Origin of the sequence: Streptomyces sp. NPDC088706 (genome assembly GCF_044752765.1) — a bacterium.
Lineage (GTDB): Bacteria > Actinomycetota > Actinomycetes > Streptomycetales > Streptomycetaceae > Streptomyces.
Window position 1 is genome coordinate 212,737 of the sequence record NZ_JBIVLW010000003.1, and the last position, 19,665, is coordinate 232,401.

Consider the following 19,665-nt stretch of genomic DNA (forward strand, 5'->3'; position numbering starts at 1 on the left):
GTCGACCCCCTGAAGGAGTGATGACCGGATGTACGCCACCGGGCTGCCTGTCGACGTCGACCACTCGCCCGAGTGGGGTGCGGACAGGCTCGATCTCGACGCCTACCTGTCGCGGGTCGGCTACGAGGGCGCGCGGGACGACTCGCTGAAGACCCTTCAGCAGTTGCACCGGGCGCACATGAGCACCATCTGTTTCGAGAACGTCGACATCGCGGTGGGCCGCCCGGTGTCGCTCGACATGGCGGACCTGGAGCGGAAACTGGTCCGCTCCGGACGCGGCGGCTACTGCTACGAGAACAACCTGCTGTTCGCCGCCGTCCTGGACCGCCTCGGCTTTCCCGTCGTGCGGGTGCTCTCGCGCATCCGGGAGGGCGACACCCGGCGCCGCTTCCGCTCGCACACCTCCCTGCTGGTCAGGGCGGCGGACGAGCCGGACACGGTGTGGCTGGCCGACCCCGGCTACGGCTACGCGGGGCTCATCGAGCCGATCCCGCTGCGCGAGGGCGCGCGGAGCACCGTGGCGGGCTGGAGCTGGGAGCTGGGCGTCGACGACGACCACTGGGTACTGCGGGCCCAGGGCCGTGACGGCGGCTGGACCGATCTGTACGCCTTCCGGCCGGAGCGCCAGTACGAGGTCGACTACCGGGCGGCCCACTACGTCAGCTCCACCCGGCCCGGCTCCCCGTTCGTCAACCGGCTCGTGGCGCAGCGGGGCTCGGAGACCGTACGTCACCGGCTGCGCAACGACGTCCTGGTCACCGACCACCCGGACGGGCGCACCGAACGGGCGGTGCTGAGCCCCGAGCAGGTGGTGGCCGCCCTGCGGGAGAAGTTCGGCCTCACCCTGACCGACGAGGACGTCTCGCTGCTCCTGGCCTTCCTGCACCGGGGGGAGAGCGACCTCTGAACGCCCCCCGCACCCGGCGAGGGCCCCGGCACCTGGTGCCGGGGCCCTCGCCGTCGCGCGCCGAGTCCTACAGCAGCGAGACGATCGCCGGCCCGAAGGCCGCGCCGAGCAGGTAGCAGAGGTTGAACAGCCCGATCGCCGCGGGCCGTTCCTCGTCGGGCACGGCCTTGGTGGAGTGCACCGCGAAGACGCCCTGCCCGGAGGCGGCCGCGATCGAGGCGAGGGCCTGCGCCAGCAGGAGCAGGACCGCGACGGCGCTCACCGAGGCCAGCACCACCCCCGCGACGCTCAGGGCGACCAGGGTGATGATGACCGGCTGCCGGCCCACCTTCGCCGAGAGGGCGACCACCAGCCACGACAGCGCACCGCCCAGCAGCAGCGGCCACACCATGGCCACGCCGATCGTGCCGCTCGACCACGAGGTGTGCTCCGAGAGGGCGTCCGGCACCGCGAACATCAGCCCGAAGTTGACCGCCGCGAGCAGGAAGGCCAGCACCGAGGAGATCAGGAAGACGGGGCTGCGTACCACCACGGCCGGGACGAACCCCTGCGGCTTGCGCCGCAGGTGCCACACGAGCGCGGCGATCGTCACCACCGACAGGACCCCGGCGACCGCCGGATGGTGTGGGACGAAGACCAGGGCCGTGACCACCGCGGTGAGCAGCACCGCGCCGAGCCCGTCGAAGGGGGCGGTCGAGGTCGGCCTGGTGGAGGCCCGCCCGATGACGACGAGCAGACCGATCAGGCTGATCGCGGGCAGGGCGAGGGTGGCCTGCCAGTTCAGCACGTCGTTGGCCAGCGAGCCGACCAGCGGCGCGGTGGAGCCGACCACCGCGAGCGAGGCGGTGACGAAGCCCATCGAGCGGGCGGAGTTCGTCAGGCTCATCGCGATGGAGGTCAGACCGGCGGTGCCGAGCGCCTGGAGCGCGCAGCCGATGATGACGGCCGGCAGCAGCGGCACGGTGAGCACCAGGAGCGCGCCGAGCAGGACGAGCGCTCCGCAGGCGGCGAGCGCGGCCCGTGCTCCGCGGTGCCGCAGCAGGCCGGTCATCAGGGGCGTGCCCACCGCGATGCCCCAGCCGAAGGCGGTCACGCCCCAGGTGACGGTTCCGGTGGTGGTGGACAGGTCACGGGCGATGTCGTCCAGGACCAGCGCGGGTCCGGCGATGCCGAACGAGAGCGGTCCGGCCATCAGCCCCAGCCAGTAGGTGGGGATGCGGGGGCTGTCGGGGGGCGGGGTGTCCGCGTCCGCGGGGCGCGCGGTGCCCGGACCCGCGAGGGATTCACTCATCGGTCCTCCAGGGGTGAGGGATAGGTCGGGCGGTCTCCGCGCGGGCCCGGCACCGGGCGGCCCGGTGCCGGGCCCGCGCGGGGTCAGGCGGACAGCGTGGGGTAGTCGGTGTAGCCGCGGTGGTCGCCGCCGTAGAAGGTGCTCGGCTCCGGCGGGTTGAACGGGCCGCCGACCCGGATGCGCCGGTCCAGGTCCGGGTTGGCGAGCCAGAGCGAGGCGAGGCTGACCGCGTCGGCGAGGTCGTCCTGCAGGACCTCCAACGCGGCCTCGGGGGTCACCGAGGCCTCCGTACCGGTCTTGTGCGGGTTGAGGATCAGCGTGCCCGGCCACTCGGCCCGGATCAGCTCGGTGACCTCGCGGTGGCCGAACTCCATGATGTGCACATAGGCGAGGTTGTACGGGGCCAGGGTGCGGATCAGCGTGCGGTACAGCTCGGCCGGGTCGCTCTCGCTGACGCCCTCGCTGGTGGATCCGGGGGAGATGCGGATGCCCACGCGCTCGGGGCCGATGGCGTCGCTGACGGCCCGCGCGACCTCGTCGGCGAACCGCACCCGGTTCTCCACCGAGCCGCCGTAGACGTCGGTGCGGTGGTTGGAGCCGTCGGCGAGGAACTGCTGGATCAGGTAGCCGTTGGCCCCGTGCAGCTCCACCCCGTCGAATCCGGCGTCCACCGCGTGCTGGGCGGCGGAGACGAAGTCCTCCACCGTCCGCGCGATGTCCTCCAGGGTCATCTCGCGCGGGACGGGGTGGTCGACCATGCCGTCGGGGGTGTACATCTGCCCGCCGGTGGCGATGGCCGAGGGCGCCACCGGGAGCGCCCCGTCCGGGTAGAGGCTGGGGTGGCCGACCCGGCCGGAGTGCATGAGCTGGACGAAGATCCGGCCGCCGGCGGCGTGCACCGCGTCGGTCACGCCGCGCCAGGCCTCGGCCTGCTCCGCCGAGTGCAGACCGGGGGTGTCGATGTAGCCCTGGCCGATCACGCTCGGCTGGGTGCCCTCGGTGATGATCAGCCCGGCCCCGGCCCGCTGGGCGTAGTACTCGGCGGTGAGCGCGTTCACGGAGCGGTCGGCGGAGCGGCTGCGGGTCATGGGCGCCATCACCAGACGGTTCGGCAGGGTCATCTTGCCGACTCGCAGCGGCGCGAACAGCTCGTCCATGGTCTCCTCCATCGGTGCGTGATCATCGGTCGATGTCCTGATCACAACGGTAGGAGCGGCGCTCACGCCGGGAATCCGTAGTCTCTACTGCTCCGGGTACGTATTCACGGGTACGTAACATGGGACCGTATACCGGTGGTATGCGGGCGGGGTCGTGGAGCGGGTGGAGGGGGACGTCGGTGCTGTACGGGCGAACCACCGAACAGGAGCGGCTGAAGCAGCTGGTGGCGGACGCGCGGGCCGGCCGCAGCGGCGCCCTGCTGGTACGCGGTGAGGCGGGGATCGGCAAGACGGCCCTGCTCGACTGGCTCGCCGGGACGGCCGCACAGCCCGACGGGGACGACGGCCGCGAGCTGCGCGTCTTACGGGTCACCGGTGTCGAACCGGAGGCGGATCTGGCCTTCGGCGGCCTCGTCCAGCTGCTCTGGCCGGTGCAGGCCCGGCTGGACGCCCTGCCCGAGCCGCAGGCCGCCGCGCTGCGGGCGGTCCTCGGCACCGGGCGGGAGCAGCGCGGACCGGACCGCTTCCTCACCGGACTCGCGGTCCTCACCGTCCTGGCGGATCTCGCCGAGGACGGCCCCCTGCTCTGCCTGGTCGACGACGCCCAGTGGCTGGACCAGGCGACGGCCGAGGCCCTGCTGTTCGCCGCCCGCCGGCTGGCCGCCGAGGGCGTGGCGATGGTGCTGGCCGGCCGGGACGACGGTTTCACCGCCCCGGGCATCCCCGAACTGCGGCTTTCCCGACTGGACTTCGAGGACTCCTCCAGGCTGCTCGCGGACCGGGGCAGAGCCCCCGCGCTGCACTCCCAGATCATCACCGAGTCCGCGGGGAACCCGCTCGCGCTCATCGAGTTCGACGCCGCACGGCGCGACCAGCCGCACCAGCACACCCCCCTGCCGGTCGCGGACCGCGTGTTCTCGGCCTTTCGGTCGCAGATCGGCAGGCTGCCGGAGCGCACCCGGCTGATGATGCTCATCGCGGCGGCCGAGGGGCGCGGTGATCTGCCCCTGCTGCTGCGGGCGTCGGAGCTGCTGGGTGTGGACCTCGGCGATCTGGAGGAGGCCGAGCGGACCGGCCTGATGTACGTCATGGACGGCACCGTCACCTTCCGGCATCCGCTGATCGCCTCGGCGACGTACCAGGGGTCGGTGCTGGCCCGCCGGATCGCCGTGCACCGGGCGCTGGCCGAGGCCGCGGCCGACCCCGACTGCCGCGCCCGGCATCTGCTGGCGGTGGCCACCGAGCCCGACCAGGAGGCGGCCCTGGAGCTGGCCGCGGCGGCCGGGCGTGCCCGGGTCCGTACCGCGTACGCCGCGGCCTCCGGTCTCTTCCGGCATGCGGCCCGGATCACCACCGACCACGGACAGCGCTGCTCCTGGCTGGCCGACGCGGCCGAGCTGGCGCTCGCGGCGGGCCACGGCGCGCAGGCGGACCGACTCGCCGAGGAGGCCGACGCCACCACGCAGGACCCGGCTCTCGGGGCCCGGATCGCCTCGGTGCGCGCGGCGGTCGTCTTCGAGGCGGGCGACCGGAGCGAGGCGGCCCGCGGCCTGCTGGCACGGGTCGGGGAGGCCGCCGCCCCTGGGACGGCCGGCCTGCTGCGCACCGCCGCCGCCTACGGCTGGCTGGCCGGTGACGGGGACGCGGTGCGCGCCGCCGCCGGACGGCTCGCGGCGGGCTCGTGCGCCGACGGGCTGGTCGAGGGGTTGGAGCGGCTCTGCGAGGACGACGCCGAGCACGGGCTGCCGCTGCTCGCGCGGTTCCTGGAGGGGCGGCTCGACGCACCCGACACCCGTGCCGTCGACGAGCAGGCCGTCCGGATGCTCGCGCTCACCTGCGGGACGATCCTCGGCGACGACGAGGCGACGCTCGACCTGGCGGCGGCGGAGGTGCGGTGGTGCCGCTCCCAGGCACTGATCGGCGAACTCCCCTACGCCCTGGACGTCCTGGCTCAGGCTCAGGTGCTGGCAGGACGCCACCGGGACGCCGAGGCCGCGGTGACGGAGGCGGAGGAGATCGCCCGGGACACCGGGATGCGCCAGCGCCTGGCCCGGCTGGGGGCGGTACGCGCGCGGATCGCGGCCGTCGAGGGGGACGCGGGGCGCGTGCGCGAACTCGCCGACGCCACGCCCGGGGCGCTGCGCACCGGGGTGGACTGCGCGCTCGTCCTGCTCGACCTGGGCCTGGGCGACTTCGACGCGGCCCTCACCCGGCTGGACCCGCCGCCGCCCGGCCCCGACCGGTACACCTGGCTCTCCCTGTCCACCGCGGCGGACCAGGTCGAGGCGGCGGTGCGGCTCGGGCGGCCGGAGCGGGCCGAGGAGGCGCTGCGCCACTTCGAGAACTGGGCGCGGGCCGGGGCGCGGCCCCGGACCGCCGCGACCACCGCGCCCTGGGCGCAGGCGGTGGCGCTCCGGTGCCGGGCGCTCCTCACCGACCGGCCGGAGCTGTTCACCCAGGCGCTGCACCTGCACGAGAAGGGCGGCCGGCCCTTCGAACGGGCCCGTACCGAGCTGCTGTACGGGGAGTGGCTGCGCCGGGCCCGGCGGCGCAACGAGGCGCGCGGGCAGCTGCGTTCCGCGCTGGCCACCTTCGAGCGCTTGCGGGCGGAGCCCTGGATGCGGCGGGCCGGTGCCGAACTGCAGGCCGCCGGCGAGCACACGGTGGCCGCGCGGATGCCGGCGGACAACCTGATCGACCGCCTGACACCGCAGGAGCTCCAGGTGGTGCGGCTGGCGAAGGACGGCAGCAGCAGCCGGGAGATCGCCGCCCAGCTCTTCCTCAGCCCGCGCACGGTCGAGCACCACCTCTACAAGGCGTATCCGAAGCTCGGCGTGGGCTCACGTCAGGAGCTGGTCCTGCTCGACCTGACCTGATCCGGTCGCACCCCGGGAACACTCGACCTGACCTGATCCGGTCGCGCCCCGGAAACGCTCGACCTGACCTGATCCGGTCGCACCACCGGAAACGCCATACGCCTGTGGCGTATGCGCCGGGAGTTGTTCACCGTCCGGTTCACCGCCGCCGCGGACGGCTGTCCCGCCCTCTTGATTCACCTTTCAACCGGGTGCCCGGCCACCCCCTGACCCGGTCGGCAATTAGGCGGAAAGTGCGCTGCCTACCTCTTCGCGCCGTTCTACGGTGCCCGGACCACCTCCCCCTGAAGATCAGGGCATATTACTCTTCTGACCGGTGCAGGGGCTCCAGTGGTGACGCGACCGCACGGGCCGCGCCGAGGCCGCTGACCAGAGACGCTGCCGGGCCGCACAACGGGGGATCACGTGTTAAGACACGAAGCCGAGGCGAACATCGACGCTGTCGCCATACTGGAACTATTGGCCTCCGACGCGCCGCCCGACCGATTCGAATCGCTCCTCACGATGGCCCGTTCCGCGGGAATGCCGGGACCGCAATTGGACCGATTGGAAAACGCGCGGAAACTTGGCCTGCACATCTATTCCCAGCTCGACCGGCGGCAGCAGCGCGAAGCCAGCCTGTCGGCACTCGTGGACATCGCCCGCGAGCTGTCCGCGCCCTATGACCTGAAGACGCTGCTCAAGGTGACCACCCGCCGGGCCCGGATGCTGCTCGGCGCGGACATCTCCTACATCACCCTGCTCACCTCGGAGAAGGGCACGGCCCGGGTCGAGGCCAGTGACGGGCACGTGTCGTCGTTCCACGTGGGGATGCAGATCCCGCACGGCGCCGGGAGCAGTGACGTCCTCACCACCTCGGCCCCCTTCTGGAGCGCGGACTATCTCAGCGACGCGCGCTTCCCCCACCACGAGCGGCTGGACGAGATGGTGCGGGCCGAGGAGCTGCGCGGCATCATGGCGGTCCCGCTGAGCCACGGCAGCGGTCCCTTCGGTGTGCTGCACGTCGCCGACCGCGAACCCCGCCACTTCTCCGCGGACGAGGTGTCCCTGATGAGCTCGCTGGGCGATCTCGCCGGTGCCGTCATCGAGAAGGCGTGGCTGATGGACCGGACCGCCGCGGAGATGGAGATGCTCCAGCGGCGCACCGACGAGGCGGAGGCCGGCTACCGGCAGTGGCAGGAAGTCGGGGACATCAACGAGTTCCTCATGTCCCAGGTGCTCTCCGGGTGCGATCTGCAGAGCCTGGTGGAGGAAGCGTCCGACGGCCTCGGCGGGGCCCTGACCGTCTGCTCGGGCGACGGCACGGTCCTGGCCACCACGGCCGGGGCCCAGCCCGACGACCACCTCATGATCTCCCGGGCGATGATGGACGCCCACGCCGCGGGGAAGGCGATCCGGGTCAAGAACGGTGTGTGGGCGGCCCCGGTCCTGATGGGCGACGAGAACCTGGGCGCGCTGCTGCTGCGCACCGAACGTCCGCTGTGGGAGTCCGGCATCCGGCTGCTGGGCCTGGTGGCACAGGCCACCGCCGTCCTGCTGCTCATGCGGAACAACCACGGCATCGTCATGGAGAGCCAGGCCCGCGACGGATTCCTGGACGACCTCGTCAACCGCACCCGCTCCACGAGGGAGCTGGACCGGCGGGCCCGGAAGCTGGGCGTCGCCCTGGAGGAGTCCTACGTCATCGTGGTCGCCAGTCCGGTGGGCGACGCCCGGCGCAAGGCGATGATCTGGGCCTCCTCCTACGCCCATCGCAAGGACGGGCTGAAGTCGGAGCAGTCGGGCCGGGTGGTCTTCCTGCTGCCCGGCACCGACGCGGCCGAAGTCGCCCGCGAGGTGCACAACGACCTCTCCCCGCTGCTCCGGCACCTGGTGACGGTCAGCGCCGCCGGGCCGGTCTCCGGGGCGGCCCCGATCCACCGGAGCTATCTGGAGGCGCTGCGCTGTCTGGAGGTGATGGCCGCGCTGGGCCTGTCGGGCCGGTCGGCCGCCGCGTCCGAGCTCGGGTTCCTCGGCCTGCTCGTCTCCGACGACCACGACGTGGACGGGTTCATCGATTCGGTGATCGGCCCGGTGGCGCGCTACGACCACCAGCGGCTCACCCAGCTCACCGACACACTGGAGGCCTTCTTCAGCGCCTGCGGATCCCCCACCCACGCGGCGAAGGAACTGCACGTGCACCCCAACACCGTCGCGCGCCGGCTGGAGCGGGTCAGTGAACTGCTGGGTGACGGCTGGCAGCATCCCGACCGGGCCCTGGAGGTTCAACTCGCCCTGAAGCTGCGGCGGATGAGGACGGCGCTGATGGGGCGGGAACTGCACGCGGACGGTTCCCGCCCCGGCGGGGACGTGGAGTGAACCACCCGGTGGATGCCGGCCGGGCGTCGTGACCCTCGCTACGATCCGCCGGACACGCCCTGTCCCGCCCGGCTGAGGGCGACCACGGTGTGCGCGGCGGACGCGAGGGTGACGTGGCGGTGCCAGCCGGCGAAGGAGCGGCCCGTGTAGTCGCGGATGCCCACCCGCTCGGCGGTCTCCCGGAAGTCGTGGTCCACCCGGTCGACGAGCCGGGTGAGCCGCAGGAGTTCGGCCGGCGGGGCGTCCGTCATGTTCGTCAGCCACAGTTCGGCGGGCCAGGCCCGTCCCTGCTCGCCCACACCGAGCAGCACCAGCTCACCACGGGGCCGGCGCGGCTCCCGCACCGTGCTCGGCATGCGCGCCCGGACCACGGCGACCAGACCCCGGTGGGCGGGGCGCCCCGGCCCGTGGCCGCGCCAGGCCACCGGCCGGCGCAGGTCCCGGGCGGCCGCCATGATGTGGTGCGCGGTCGACGCCCCGACCCGGCCGCGGAGCAGCGGGTCGGTGGCGTGCAGCCGGGTGCTGCCCGGCACCCGGGACAGCACCCGTACGCCGGCCGCGTGGTACGCCCGCACGGTGGCCGCCGCGTCCGCGGCGTCGGCGCCGTGGCCGTCGAGCACCACCGGGCAGTCCGGCAGACCCCAGCTCCGCATCATGCCCAGGTAGGCCTCGTGGGCGCAGTCGGCCGGCGACTCCGATGCCACGGCGTCCGGTATGGACGCCTGGGTGCGGCGGGCCCCGTCCTCCAGCCAGGCGTCGGAGAGGTGCAGTCGCCAGTTGACGGGGAAGCTGCCGGCCTCGGACGCGGCCCACACCCCCACGGCGTACTGCGCGTTGAGCACCTGACCCGTATACGGAAGGAATTGGCGCTCCACCCCGACCGAGTTCTCCCCGGCCTTCGGGATGACCATGGACCGGGCGACCCACGCCTGCGGCGGGGCGACCCGCACCACGTGTTCGGCCAGTGCGCGGCGGACCGGTTTCCAGCCCCAGGTGGAACTGGCGACGAAGTGGTGCAGGCTCTGCTCCGTCGCGCTGCCGCCCAGGACGGCGGCGATGTTCCGTATCGACTTGCGGCCCTCCGCCGCGATCAGCGCCTGCAGGTAGTGCATCCCGCGCCGGCGCTGGTCGCTGCGCGGCAGGGAGAGGAACAGGCGCGATCCGAGCTCGCCGAGCACGATGTCTTCCACTCCGGCCGCGTCGGGCGGCAGGCGGTACTGCTCGCCCGACAAACGGTTGTCTGTGTAAAGAGCAGCGGAACTCATCCCTGTACCTTCCCTCTCGGCTGCGCGTCTGGGACCTTCGTTCCCTACGGTGCGGGCCGGGCGGGTGGCATGCCTAGGTGCTCCGGACACCGGCTTGCCCGCCGATGCGGTGCCCGGTCCACCGACGCCATAAATCGGGTGGGGCGACTGCGACCTGGGTCACGTGGCCGAAGGTGGCGGGGCACCACGTAACCGCTGTGTAACCCGCGGATACCTCATGGGTACGTCGGCGGTGAGCCGCATCACCGCACCACAGGGGGCATGCCCCGCCGGGTGTGCCGGGACCCCTGGCACGGAGCGTGATCCCCCTCCCACGTCCGCTCACCTTCCGTGCATCCTCCCCGGAACGGCGTAGGGCCGTGCGGCGCCGCGAAGGACGTGCCGTTGCCGGTGTAGGGGGCGGTGTCCGAGGTGGCCCAGCCCGGCAATACGGCCGTCGCGCGCCGTGCATGAACCACATCGCCCGGCGCCCGGCGCCCGCCGAGCCGCTGTCGCTACGCTCGTCAGCTCCCGAGCATTGGAGTACCGCCATGAGCGAACGCCCCGTCCACACGGTGGAAGTGCCCCTGGGCGACGGCAGCGACGAGACCGTCCGGGTCCAGATCCGCGAGGTGGACGAGGCGCTCGTCCGCGTGGGGCGGGGCGGCCGCACGGTGGCCCGCGCCGAGCGGACGCTCGGGCAGATGCTGGACACCGTACGGCCGGTGGCGGAGAGCTTCGTGGGCCGCTTCTCCGGCATGGCCCAGGCCCCGGACGAGATCACCCTGGAGTTCGGGGTCTCCCTGTCCGCCGAGGCGGACGTCGTCATCGCCAGCACCGCGACGGCGGCCAATTTCGCCGTCACCCTGACCTGGAACAGGCGCGACGAGCCGGCCGGCGGCGCCGATACTGGTGGCGGGCAGGGCAGTTGATACGGGTGGGGGCCCAGTGACACACGGACCGCAGGACAGGGACGCGGACGAGCGTCGGGCGCCCCGTGAGCGTGCGGCAGGGCACTTCGACCCCGCGTACGGCCCCGAGGCGGCCCTCGTCCGCGCCGTCGTCCGCGTCAAGGGCCGGGACGGGGTCATCGCCGGAGCGGGCTTCCTGGTCACCGACCATCTCGTGCTCACCTGCGCCCATGTGGTCTCCGACGCCCTCGACCAGCCCCGGGACGCGACCGTGGAGCCCGGGGCCGAAGTCGTCGTCGACCTGCCGCTGGCCGGGCACGCCGCGGACACCGGCGACCGGGACGGCGGCGGCGCCCGCACGGCCGAGGTGCGGCGCTGGATACCCGTCGAGTCCGACCGGACCGGTGACATGGCTCTCCTGCGGCTGCGGGAACCGATACCCGGCGCCCGGCCGCTGCCCCTGGTCGACCCGGCGCAGGGCGTGTGGCACCACGCCGCCCGGGCGGTGGGCTTCACCGACGACCACCCCGGCGGCATCTGGCACAGCGGTACGTTCCGGGGGCCGACCCGGGAGGGATGGATCCAGCTCTCCCGAGGCGACGGCGAGGGCGTGCACGTCAGGCCGGGCTTCAGCGGCAGCCCCGTCTGGGACGACGAACTCGGGGCGGCCGTCGGGCTGATGGTGGCCGCCGGGCCCGGACGCGACGCCCAGCAGGCGTTCGCCCTGCGGACGCGGACGCTGCTGGACGCGCTGCCCGAGCTCGTGCCCCTCGTCACCCCGCCCACCCCCTTCCGCGGCCTCGCCACCTTCCAGGAGGCCGACGCCGACGTCTTCTTCGGGCGGGGCCCCGACATCGAGGAGGTGGTCGACGCCCTGCACGGCGACCGGTCGCCCGTCACCCTGTACGGACCCTCCGGCTGCGGCAAGTCCTCGCTGGCGCTGGCCGGGGCGGCACCGAGGATGCGGGAGGCGGGGTACGCGGTCCTGGTCGTCAACGCCGGGCACGTCCTCTCCCTGCGCTCCGCGCTCGCCACCGAGCTGTACCGGCCGGCGCGCGCTCCGGAGGCGGCGCGGAGCGCCGGGCTCGTGGAGGCGCAGCTGGCGGAGCACGGACTGGCCGACACCCTCCACCGCGCACTCGGACCCGCGGCAGCCCGGGTGCTCGTCGTCGTCGACCAGGCCGAGGCCCTCCTGGACCGCACCGAGGACGAGGTGGCGGAGGCCGTCCGGCTGCTCTTCCCGAAGGCGGAGCCCAGCAACGTGCGCGTCCTGCTCACCCTGCGCGCGGACTTCGTTGACGCGGCGCTCAGCCACCCCGTCATGGGGCCGGCGCTGAAGGACGGGACCACCGTCCCGCTCACCCCGATGTCCGGGGACCAGCTCGCGGACGTGATCGGCGAGCCGGTCAGGCATCTGCCGGCCGTGGCGTACGAACCCGGGCTGGAGCAGCGCATCCTGGACGACGCCGGGGGCGCGCCCGGCATCCTGCCCCTGCTCGGCTTCGTCCTCACCCAGCTGTGGGACCGGCAGTCCGGAGGCCGGTTGCGCCGGACGACGTACGACGAGATCGGCGGGGTCCACGGCGCCTTGGCGCGCCACGCGGAACAGGCGTGGCGGGAGTGCGTACGCCCGGCGGACGAGGCCGACGCGCTGCGGCTGCTCACCGGGCTCGTCCGGGTGCTGCCCGGCAGCGAGGCCCCGCTACGCCGGATGATCACCCGCGAGGAGGCGGGCGGGGCGCGGTGGCGGATCGCCCGGTCCCTGGCCGAGCGGCGGCTGCTGGTGCTGCGCGGCGAGCAGGGCGAACCGCAGACGGCCGAGCTCGCTCACGAAGCCCTCATCAGCGCCTGGCCGACGCTCGCCGAGCAGGTACGCACCGACGCCGACCTGCTGGCGGCCCGGGCGGAGCTGCGCCACGACCTCGACCGGTGGGAGAAGGCGGGGCGCTCCCCGGACCTGCTGCCCGGTCCGGTCCAGCTGGGTTCCCTGACCCGGCGGCTACGGGCCCGCGAGGCCGAACTCTCCTCGCGGGAACGTGCGTTCATCGACCTCGCCGGACGGCGCCGACGTCTGCGCCGGACCCGGACGCGGGTCGCCTGGGGCGCCGCCGCACTCGTCCTCGCGCTCGTCGTGGGGCTCGGTACCTTCCTGGTCCAGGAGTCGCGGGACAGCGCGCAACGGGAGGCGGAGGGGCGGTCGCGTTCGCTGGCGACCCTCTCGGACGACCTGGCGCGGCGGGACCCGGGGGGCGCCGCCCTGGTCGCCATGGCGGCCCACGACCTCTCCCCCACCCAGGAGGCCCGCAACGCGCTGCTGCGCCGCTACGACCACTTCATGGCGGACAGGTGGGCCCTGTCCGGGACCGAAGCCCTGATCGACCAGGTGGCGACGAGCTCGGACGGCCGCGTGGTCCTCGTGACGACCAAGGCCGGAGGGTCGACGAGCTCGAAGGGGGGCGCCGTGCTCTTCGTCCGGGGCGCCGGCGAGCGGGTCGTACGGGCCCGGCTCCCCCTCGCCGAGCAGGTCTTCTTCCCGATGGTCAGCAGGGACGGCCGCAGGATCGCCTACCTGTCCACCGAGGACGGCGGCACTCTGTTCTGGCACGACGTGGACCCGGCGGGGGCCGACGACGCAGCGGTGCTGGGCAGGGAGCAGGATATCCGCGGTGAGGAGTTCGGGGAGCCGGGGACGTCCTTCGACCAACGCCTCGGTCTGGCGGACTTCTCCCCGGACGCCCGCGAGGTGGTCACCGCGACCGACGGGAAGGTACGGATCCGGGAACTGACGACCCGGCGGACGCGGGAGCCGCCCGGGCGGCTGCCCGCGATCGACCGCGTGTGGTTCGGGCCGGACAGCGACACGCTCGTGGCTCACGTGCGCCCCGACGCCGCGCAGGAGAAGGCCGGGACCGCCTCACTGGTGGCGGTGGACACCGGCACGGGAGAGACGCGGGAGCTGGCGGCGGGCGTCCGTGCGTCGACGGTCCCCGCTTTCGCCCTGTCGGGCAACGGCGCGGTGCTGACCGTCTGCCGGGAGGGGCGTTCGGGGGCCGGCGTCGGGTACGAGGCCGTCCGCGTGGCGGACGGGCGGGTGCTCACCCGGCACCCGACCGGAGAGCTCTCCAGCTCGTGCAAGAGCATCGCGGCCGACGGTACGGGGGACCACTTCGCGGTCCGCACGGTGGGGGCCACCTGGCATGTCGTCAGGACGCGGCCGGGGAGCAAGGTCCGGGAGGCCCTGGGGCCCACGAACCTGCCCGAACGCCAGGACGAGGACCTGTCCCTCGTGGGCGATCCGGAGGAGCCCGTGCTGATCGTCCGGGACGAGACCTCGGTGACCGGTCGCCCCCTGGGCTGGAGGACCGTCGAGGCCGACAGCCCGCCGGCGCTGATCAGCGGTGCGGCCTGGGGCCAGGGGGGTGAGACGGTGGTCCGGCTCGGGGAGGACGGCGACAGCCTGGGCATCGTGCGCATGGACGCGGAGGGGCCGACCGTCGTCAAGGAGGTGAAACGGCCATCGAGGAAGGCATGGTCGGAGTTCGGACAGGGTCCGCCGGCGGTGAGGACCGGCCGGAACGCGACGCTGACCGCCGACCTCGTCGGAACGGACAAGGTCCGGGTCTGGGAGCTTCCCTCCCTGCGGACGGCCACCGACATCGTGACCGAGCCGCCTCCCAAGGACACGATGGTGCGGGTCTTCTTCGGCCCGGGCGAGGAGCTGCTGACCGTCTCCGGCAGCGTCATCGAGCACTGGAACGCCCGGGACGGCCGACGACTGTCGAAGCCGCTCGACGTCCGCGACCTGGGGTTCGCCGGGAAGGGCCGCGGTCCGTTCACCGCCTCCTTCCACCCCGAGCCGGGACACGTACAGCTCCTGATCGCCGGTGATCCGGTCGTCCGTGCCGTCTCGCTGCGCACGGGCAGGGAGAACAGGACGCTCCAGGTCAGGCTGGGACCCGGCGTCAGCACCGCCGTGCTCGACCGGAGCGGTGATTTCGCCGTCGTGCAGACCAAGGGGTTCATGCTGGAGGTGTGGTCGGTGCGGCGGGAGGGGCAGTCCCCGCGCAGGGTGCTCGGTCCGGTCGGGCCGCTGGACCGGTTCGGCGGCTTCCAGCACGGCTTCCGGGCGGACAGCTCGGAGTACTTCCTGGCCAACGGGAACTCCATCCGGTTCCAGGACGTGGCGAACCCCGAGGACCGCGGCGACTCCTACGTGTTCGCGGAGGAACAGGAGTTCCTGGGGGCGTCCCACGACGGCAGGACGCTGCTCCGGCGCATCGAGGGAGACGTGCTGAACATCCTCCAACTCGACCCGAAGCTCTGGAAGAGGGAACTGTGCGACACCCTCGGCCGCGACCTGTCCGAGGACGAACGCCGGGGCTTCCCCGTCTGGCTGCCGGACCGGATCTGCCCGCCCGACGGTCGCTAGGGCCTGTCAGCGCTCCGGGAAGCATGCGGTACGAGCCAGGTCGGCCGCCTCCTCCGGGGCCAGTCGGGCCCCCCTCTCGTACGCCTCCGAGAACGCCTCCGCCCCCAGCGCGCCCCGCGCCGCCGCGGTGACCCGGTCGACGTCGGCGCGTTCGGCGGGCGGCAGCGGGGCCCCGGCCCGGCGGCGGGCGGCCGCCGCCGCGCCCAGCAGGGCGGCCGCACGGGTGGTGGCGGGCCCCGGGCCGAGGAGGGCGGCAGCACCGGCGAGACCCTCCAGGGAGAGGGCCAGGGCGCGGGGCTCGGCGAGGGCGCGGGCGATCTCCAGGCCCTGAAGGTGGTGGGCCGCCGCCCCGTGCGCGTCGCCCCGCAGCTCGGCGACGAAGCCCAGCTCGGCCAGGAGCAGGTGGTCGCCCGCCTGCGAGGAGACGTCGGCGTAGCCGTCGCGGATGTGGTGCAGATGCGCCTCGGCCGCGTCGAGGTCGCCCGAGCGGCGGGCGCCGAGGGCGATCCCCATCTCGGAGTGGATCTCGCCGTACTTGTAGCCCTGTTCGGCGGCGATCCGGCGCGCCTGTTCGTGCAGGTCGCGGGCGCGGCCGAAGTCGCGGGCGAGCAGCGCGAGCCGGCCGAGCCCGGAGAGCCGCGCGGACACCTCGGCCTTGAGCCCCAACTCGCGGGCCATCTTCAGCCCTTCGTGCTGACGGTACTCCGCGTCCTCGTACGCGCCCTTGATCTCGGCGAGCGCGGCCAGCGCGGAGACCGTCTGCAACTCGCCCCACCGGTCTCCCAGTTCGCGGAAGGTCAGGGCGCTGCGCGTTCCGTCGCGGCCGAGCCCGCTGAGGTCGCCGCGGACCAGTGCGAGCGTCGCGCGCAGGCCGAGTGCGGCGGCGATGCCCCACCGGTCCGCCGCGGTGGTGAACAGGGCGAGGGCGCGCGCGTTCAGCTCGCCGCTCCCGGCCGTGTCGCCCGCGCTGAACAGGCCGTACGCGCAGAGCCAGAGCGCACGGGCCCGGCGTACGGGGTCGGGGACGGCGTCGGCGGTGGAGGCGGGCCCACGGCCGTCCGCCGGGTCGGCCGCTGCTCCGGCATCTCCGGTGAGGCGCGCGAACGCGGCGTGCAGCAGCACGAGTTCAGGCGGGCCGTCCGTCACGTCCAGTACCGCGCCCAGGCTGCGACGGGCCTCGGTGAGACGGCCGCGCAGCAGCCACCACCAGGCCAGCGCGGTGGCCAGCCGGACCGCTTCCTCCGGCTCCGTCGCCCCCGCCCGGCGCACCGCCTCGTCGAGCGCCGCGCGCAGGTTGCCGGCCTCCGCGTCCAGCCGGGCCAGCCAGGGCCGCTGCCCGGCGCCGCGCAGCTGGGGCTCGGCGTGTTCGGCCAGGGCCCGGTAGTGGCGCAGATGGCGGTCCCGTACGGCGGTGAGGTCCTCCATCTCGTGGAGCCGCTCGGTCGCGTACGCGGCGACGGACTCCAGCAGCCGGTAGCGGGGGCCGGTCGGCCCGGCCATCACGACCACCAGGGACCGGTCGACCAGCCGGGTGACCAGGTCGAGCACCTCGTCCCCGGTGACGCCGTCCCCCGCGCAGACCGCCTCGGCGGCGGCCAGGTCGCAGCCGTCGCTGTGGGCGGCGAGGCGGCGCAGGACGATGCGTTCGGGTGCGCTGAGCAGTTCCCAGCTCCAGTCGATCACCGCCCGCAGCGTCTGCTGGCGGGCCGGGGCGCCGCGCTGCCCGAAGGTCAGCACCCGGAAGCGGTCGTTGAGCCGCGCCGCCAACTCCCTAACGCCCAGGGCCCGTACGCGAGTGGCGGCGAGCTCCAAGGCGAGCGGGATGCCGTCGAGGCGGCGGCAGATCTCGGCGACGGCCCGGCGTTCGGGCTCCTCCGGCGCTTCCGGGTCGCGCGGGAAGCCGGGGGTCGCGGCGGCGGCGCGCTCCATGAACATCCGGACCGCGTCGGCGGGCTCCAGCGGCTCGACCAGGAACATCGCCTCGCCCGCCAGGCCGAGCGGCTCCTGCCCGGTGGCGAGGACCCGCAGGCCGGGGGCGGTGCGCAGGAGGAGGCCGGTGAGTTCGGCGGCGGCGTCGACGACGTGCTCGCAGTTGTCCAGCACGAGCAGGGTGCGGCGGTCACGCAGGGCGGCGGCGAGACGGTGCGGCAGGGAGGGCGTTCCGGTGCCGGTGCCCGGCAGTGAGCGGGGGGCGTCGTCCCGGATGCCGAGGGTGGCGGCGACGACCTGGGCCAGGTCGGCGGGGGTACCGGCCCGGATGCCGGAGAACTCCACGAGCCATATGCCGTCGGCCAGTTCACCGGCCCGAGCGCCGTCCCGCTCGGCGGTGGCCGCCGCCACGGCCAGCCGGGTCTTGCCGACGCCGCCGGGACCGGTCAGGGTCACCAGCCGTGTCTCCGCGAGGAGCTGGGAGAGGTCCGCGAGGGCCTGCCGGCGGCCGACGAGGGGGGTGAGGGGGGCGGGCAGGTTGGAGTGGACGGCGGGAGGGGCGGGGGAGGCGGCGGTGGCGGTGGCGGCGGTCGGAACGCCTGCCGCGTGCGCGTCGGCCGCAGCCGCGGCGGGTGCCGTGGCCGGTACGGGTGCGGCGGGTGCCGTGGCCGGTACGGATGCGGCGGGTGCCGTGGCCGGTACGGATGCGGCGGGTGCCGTGGCCGGTACGGATGCGGCGGGTGCCGTGGCCCGTACGGGTGCGAGGTCCGGCGGCACGGGTGCGGGGTTTCGCGGCACGGGGGCGGGGGCCGGCGGCACGGCCCGCGCGGGCGCGGGGGCCGCTGACCCCGCCGGGTCGTGTTCCGCAGCCCCGTACGCGTACGCTCCCGCACTCAGCCCCGGCTCCTGCCGCAGCACCGCCCCGTGCAGCGCCGCGAGTTCGGGGCCCGGGTCGACCCCCAGCTCCCCCGCCAGCCGGGCGCGCAGGTCCTCGTACGACATGAGCGCCTCGCTCTGGAGCCCCGCCGCGTACAGGGCCCTCATCTGGACGGCGCGCAGGCGCTCCCGCAGCGGGTGGAGCGCCACGAGGTCGGCGAGCTCCCCCGTGAGGAGCGCGTGGTCACCCGCCTCCAGGCGCGCCTCCGCCTGCTCCTCCAGCACGGAGAGCCGCTGCTCCGCGAGGCGCTGGGCCGCCCCCCGTACGAAGAGGGCGTCCGCGAAGTCCGCGTACGCCGGTCCGCGCCACAGCCCCAGGGCCTCGGTGAGCAGCGCGGCCCGGGCGCGCGGGTCCCGCACGGGGCGGGCTCCGGTCACCAGGGCGCGGAACCGTACGGCGTCCACCTCGTCGTCGGCGGGGTCGAGCCGCAGCAGGTAACCGGGGGGCCGGCGCACCACGCGGTCGCGGCCGATGGCCCGGCGCAGCTGGGAGACCTTGGCCTGGAGGGCGCCCGCAGGCCTGCCCGGCGGCGCGTCGCCCCACAGGTCGTCGATGAGGCGGTCGGCGGAGACCGGCCCCCCGTCGTTCGCCAGCAGGTCCGCCAGCAGTGCCCGGACCTTGGCCTCGGGGACCCTGACTTCCCGCCCCTCGCCGTCCCACACCGCCAGTGGCCCGAGCACCCCAAACCGCATAGGCGCCACCGTACAGGCCCGGGGCACCGGCCCCCGGGGCTCCGGACACCACCGGTCCGGCCGTCAGCCGCCCCGAAGGTTTTCCGAAGGTTCCCCGAAGTGCCCGGCCGCAGAGTCGACCCGCGGGTGGCACCGCGGCACCGCGGCACCGGCGAGACAAGCATCCCTGGAGGGAGCGGCAACCATGACCAAGTACGCGCGCAGGAAGGCCGTGGTCGTCGGTGAGGCCACCGGTATCGGCCTGGCCATCGCCAAGCGTCTGGTGGAGGGCGGGGCGTCGGTCGTGCTGACCGCCCGCACCGACGACGAGCGCGCGCACGCGGTCGCCGAACTCGGCTCCGCCGCCCGCGTCGTCACGCCGTCCGCCGTGGAGGCCGCCCTCGCCGGAGACGACGCGGAGGCCGCCCTCCCCGGAGACGACGCGGAGGCCGCCCTCCCCGGAGACGACGTGAAGGCCGCCCTCACCGGAGACGGTCCCCCCGTCTTCGGGGGCGTCGATCTCCTCTTCGCCGACGCCATCCCCACCGCTCGCCCCCTGCTGCCGCACCTCACGGACGGCGGCGCGGTCGTGCTGACCGCCCCCACCCCGTGCCCCGACGCCGTGCGGGCCCTCGCCGCCGAACTCGCCTCCCGGGGCATCCGCGTCAACGCGGTGGCGCCGGGCTGTATCGAGGCGCCGGACTCCGGCGCCGTACCCCTGCCCCCACTGGGGCGCCTCGGCGCCGCCGAGGAGGTGGCCCGCGCCGCGCTCTTCCTGGCCACGGAGGCGACGTTCACCACGGGGGCCCGGCTCCCCGTCGACGGCGGCCTCGGCCGCCCGTGAACCGGCCGCCCGTGAACCGGCCGCACCGGCCCACCGCCGCCCGCGCCACCGCCGCCCGCCCACCGCCGTCCCCTCTCCGTCCCCGCACCCCGAACCTCCCTTCCGGAAACC

The 19,665-nt window shown here is 74.4% G+C and carries 10 protein-coding genes; 6 read left to right on the forward strand and 4 right to left on the reverse strand.

The window, feature by feature from the left end; translation table 11 throughout:
* The first annotated feature begins 28 nt into the window (after positions 1-28).
* Positions 29-907, forward strand: coding sequence for an arylamine N-acetyltransferase (locus tag ACIQAK_RS10465; protein ID WP_366388806.1), 879 nt, complete (start codon positions 29-31; stop codon positions 905-907).
* A gap of 67 nt (positions 908-974) precedes the next feature.
* On the opposite strand, the gene ACIQAK_RS10470 is transcribed toward ACIQAK_RS10465, so the two are convergent.
* Positions 975-2,198 (reverse strand): MFS transporter, encoded by a 1,224-nt coding sequence (locus ACIQAK_RS10470; protein ID WP_366388805.1) that lies wholly within the window; start codon positions 2,196-2,198, stop codon positions 975-977.
* 83 nt (positions 2,199-2,281) lie between these two features.
* Positions 2,282-3,355 (reverse strand): alkene reductase, encoded by a 1,074-nt coding sequence (locus ACIQAK_RS10475; protein ID WP_366388804.1) that lies wholly within the window; start codon positions 3,353-3,355, stop codon positions 2,282-2,284.
* A 179-nt stretch (positions 3,356-3,534) separates the two neighbouring features.
* On the opposite strand from ACIQAK_RS10475, the gene ACIQAK_RS10480 reads away from it, so the two are divergent.
* The gene (locus ACIQAK_RS10480) at positions 3,535-6,231 is read left to right on the forward strand and encodes an AAA family ATPase (protein WP_366388803.1); all 2,697 of its coding nucleotides are present in this window, start codon (positions 3,535-3,537) and stop codon (positions 6,229-6,231) included.
* 537 nt (positions 6,232-6,768) lie between these two features.
* Entirely contained in the window at positions 6,769-8,589 is a 1,821-nt protein-coding gene (locus ACIQAK_RS10485) for a helix-turn-helix domain-containing protein (RefSeq protein WP_366388802.1), read from the forward strand.
* A gap of 38 nt (positions 8,590-8,627) precedes the next feature.
* Here the strand turns inward: ACIQAK_RS10485 and ACIQAK_RS10490 are convergent, their stop codons facing one another.
* Complete coding sequence (locus ACIQAK_RS10490) at positions 8,628-9,854, reverse strand: transposase (RefSeq protein WP_366388801.1); 1,227 nt, start codon at positions 9,852-9,854, stop codon at positions 8,628-8,630.
* Between the two features lie 530 nt (positions 9,855-10,384).
* Between ACIQAK_RS10490 and ACIQAK_RS10495 the strand changes: the two genes are divergently transcribed.
* The gene (locus tag ACIQAK_RS10495; protein WP_366388800.1) at positions 10,385-10,765 is read left to right on the forward strand and encodes a CU044_2847 family protein; all 381 of its coding nucleotides are present in this window, start codon (positions 10,385-10,387) and stop codon (positions 10,763-10,765) included.
* A 16-nt stretch (positions 10,766-10,781) separates the two neighbouring features.
* Entirely contained in the window at positions 10,782-15,173 is a 4,392-nt protein-coding gene (locus ACIQAK_RS10500) for a serine protease (RefSeq protein WP_366388799.1), read from the forward strand.
* Between the two features lie 6 nt (positions 15,174-15,179).
* Here ACIQAK_RS10500 and ACIQAK_RS10505 read toward each other — a convergent pair whose 3' ends face one another.
* Positions 15,180-18,731, reverse strand: a complete 3,552-nt coding sequence (locus tag ACIQAK_RS10505; protein ID WP_366388798.1) for a BTAD domain-containing putative transcriptional regulator — start codon at positions 18,729-18,731, stop codon at positions 15,180-15,182.
* Positions 18,732-18,915: 184 nt separating this feature from the next.
* On the opposite strand from ACIQAK_RS10505, the gene ACIQAK_RS10510 reads away from it, so the two are divergent.
* Complete coding sequence (locus ACIQAK_RS10510) at positions 18,916-19,554, forward strand: SDR family oxidoreductase (protein ID WP_366388797.1); 639 nt, start codon at positions 18,916-18,918, stop codon at positions 19,552-19,554.
* The last annotated feature ends 111 nt before the right edge of the window (positions 19,555-19,665 follow it).

Coding starts and splice junctions, on each gene's coding strand:
- ACIQAK_RS10465 (WP_366388806.1), top strand. CDS start 29: ATGTACGCCACCGGGCTGCCTGTCGACGTCGACCACTCGCCCGAGTGG.
- ACIQAK_RS10470 (WP_366388805.1), bottom strand. CDS start 2,198: ATGAGTGAATCCCTCGCGGGTCCGGGCACCGCGCGCCCCGCGGACGCG.
- ACIQAK_RS10475 (WP_366388804.1), bottom strand. CDS start 3,355: ATGGACGAGCTGTTCGCGCCGCTGCGAGTCGGCAAGATGACCCTGCCG.
- ACIQAK_RS10490 (WP_366388801.1), bottom strand. CDS start 9,854: ATGAGTTCCGCTGCTCTTTACACAGACAACCGTTTGTCGGGCGAGCAG.
- ACIQAK_RS10495 (WP_366388800.1), top strand. CDS start 10,385: ATGAGCGAACGCCCCGTCCACACGGTGGAAGTGCCCCTGGGCGACGGC.
- ACIQAK_RS10505 (WP_366388798.1), bottom strand. CDS start 18,731: ATGCGGTTTGGGGTGCTCGGGCCACTGGCGGTGTGGGACGGCGAGGGG.
- ACIQAK_RS10510 (WP_366388797.1), top strand. CDS start 18,916: ATGACCAAGTACGCGCGCAGGAAGGCCGTGGTCGTCGGTGAGGCCACC.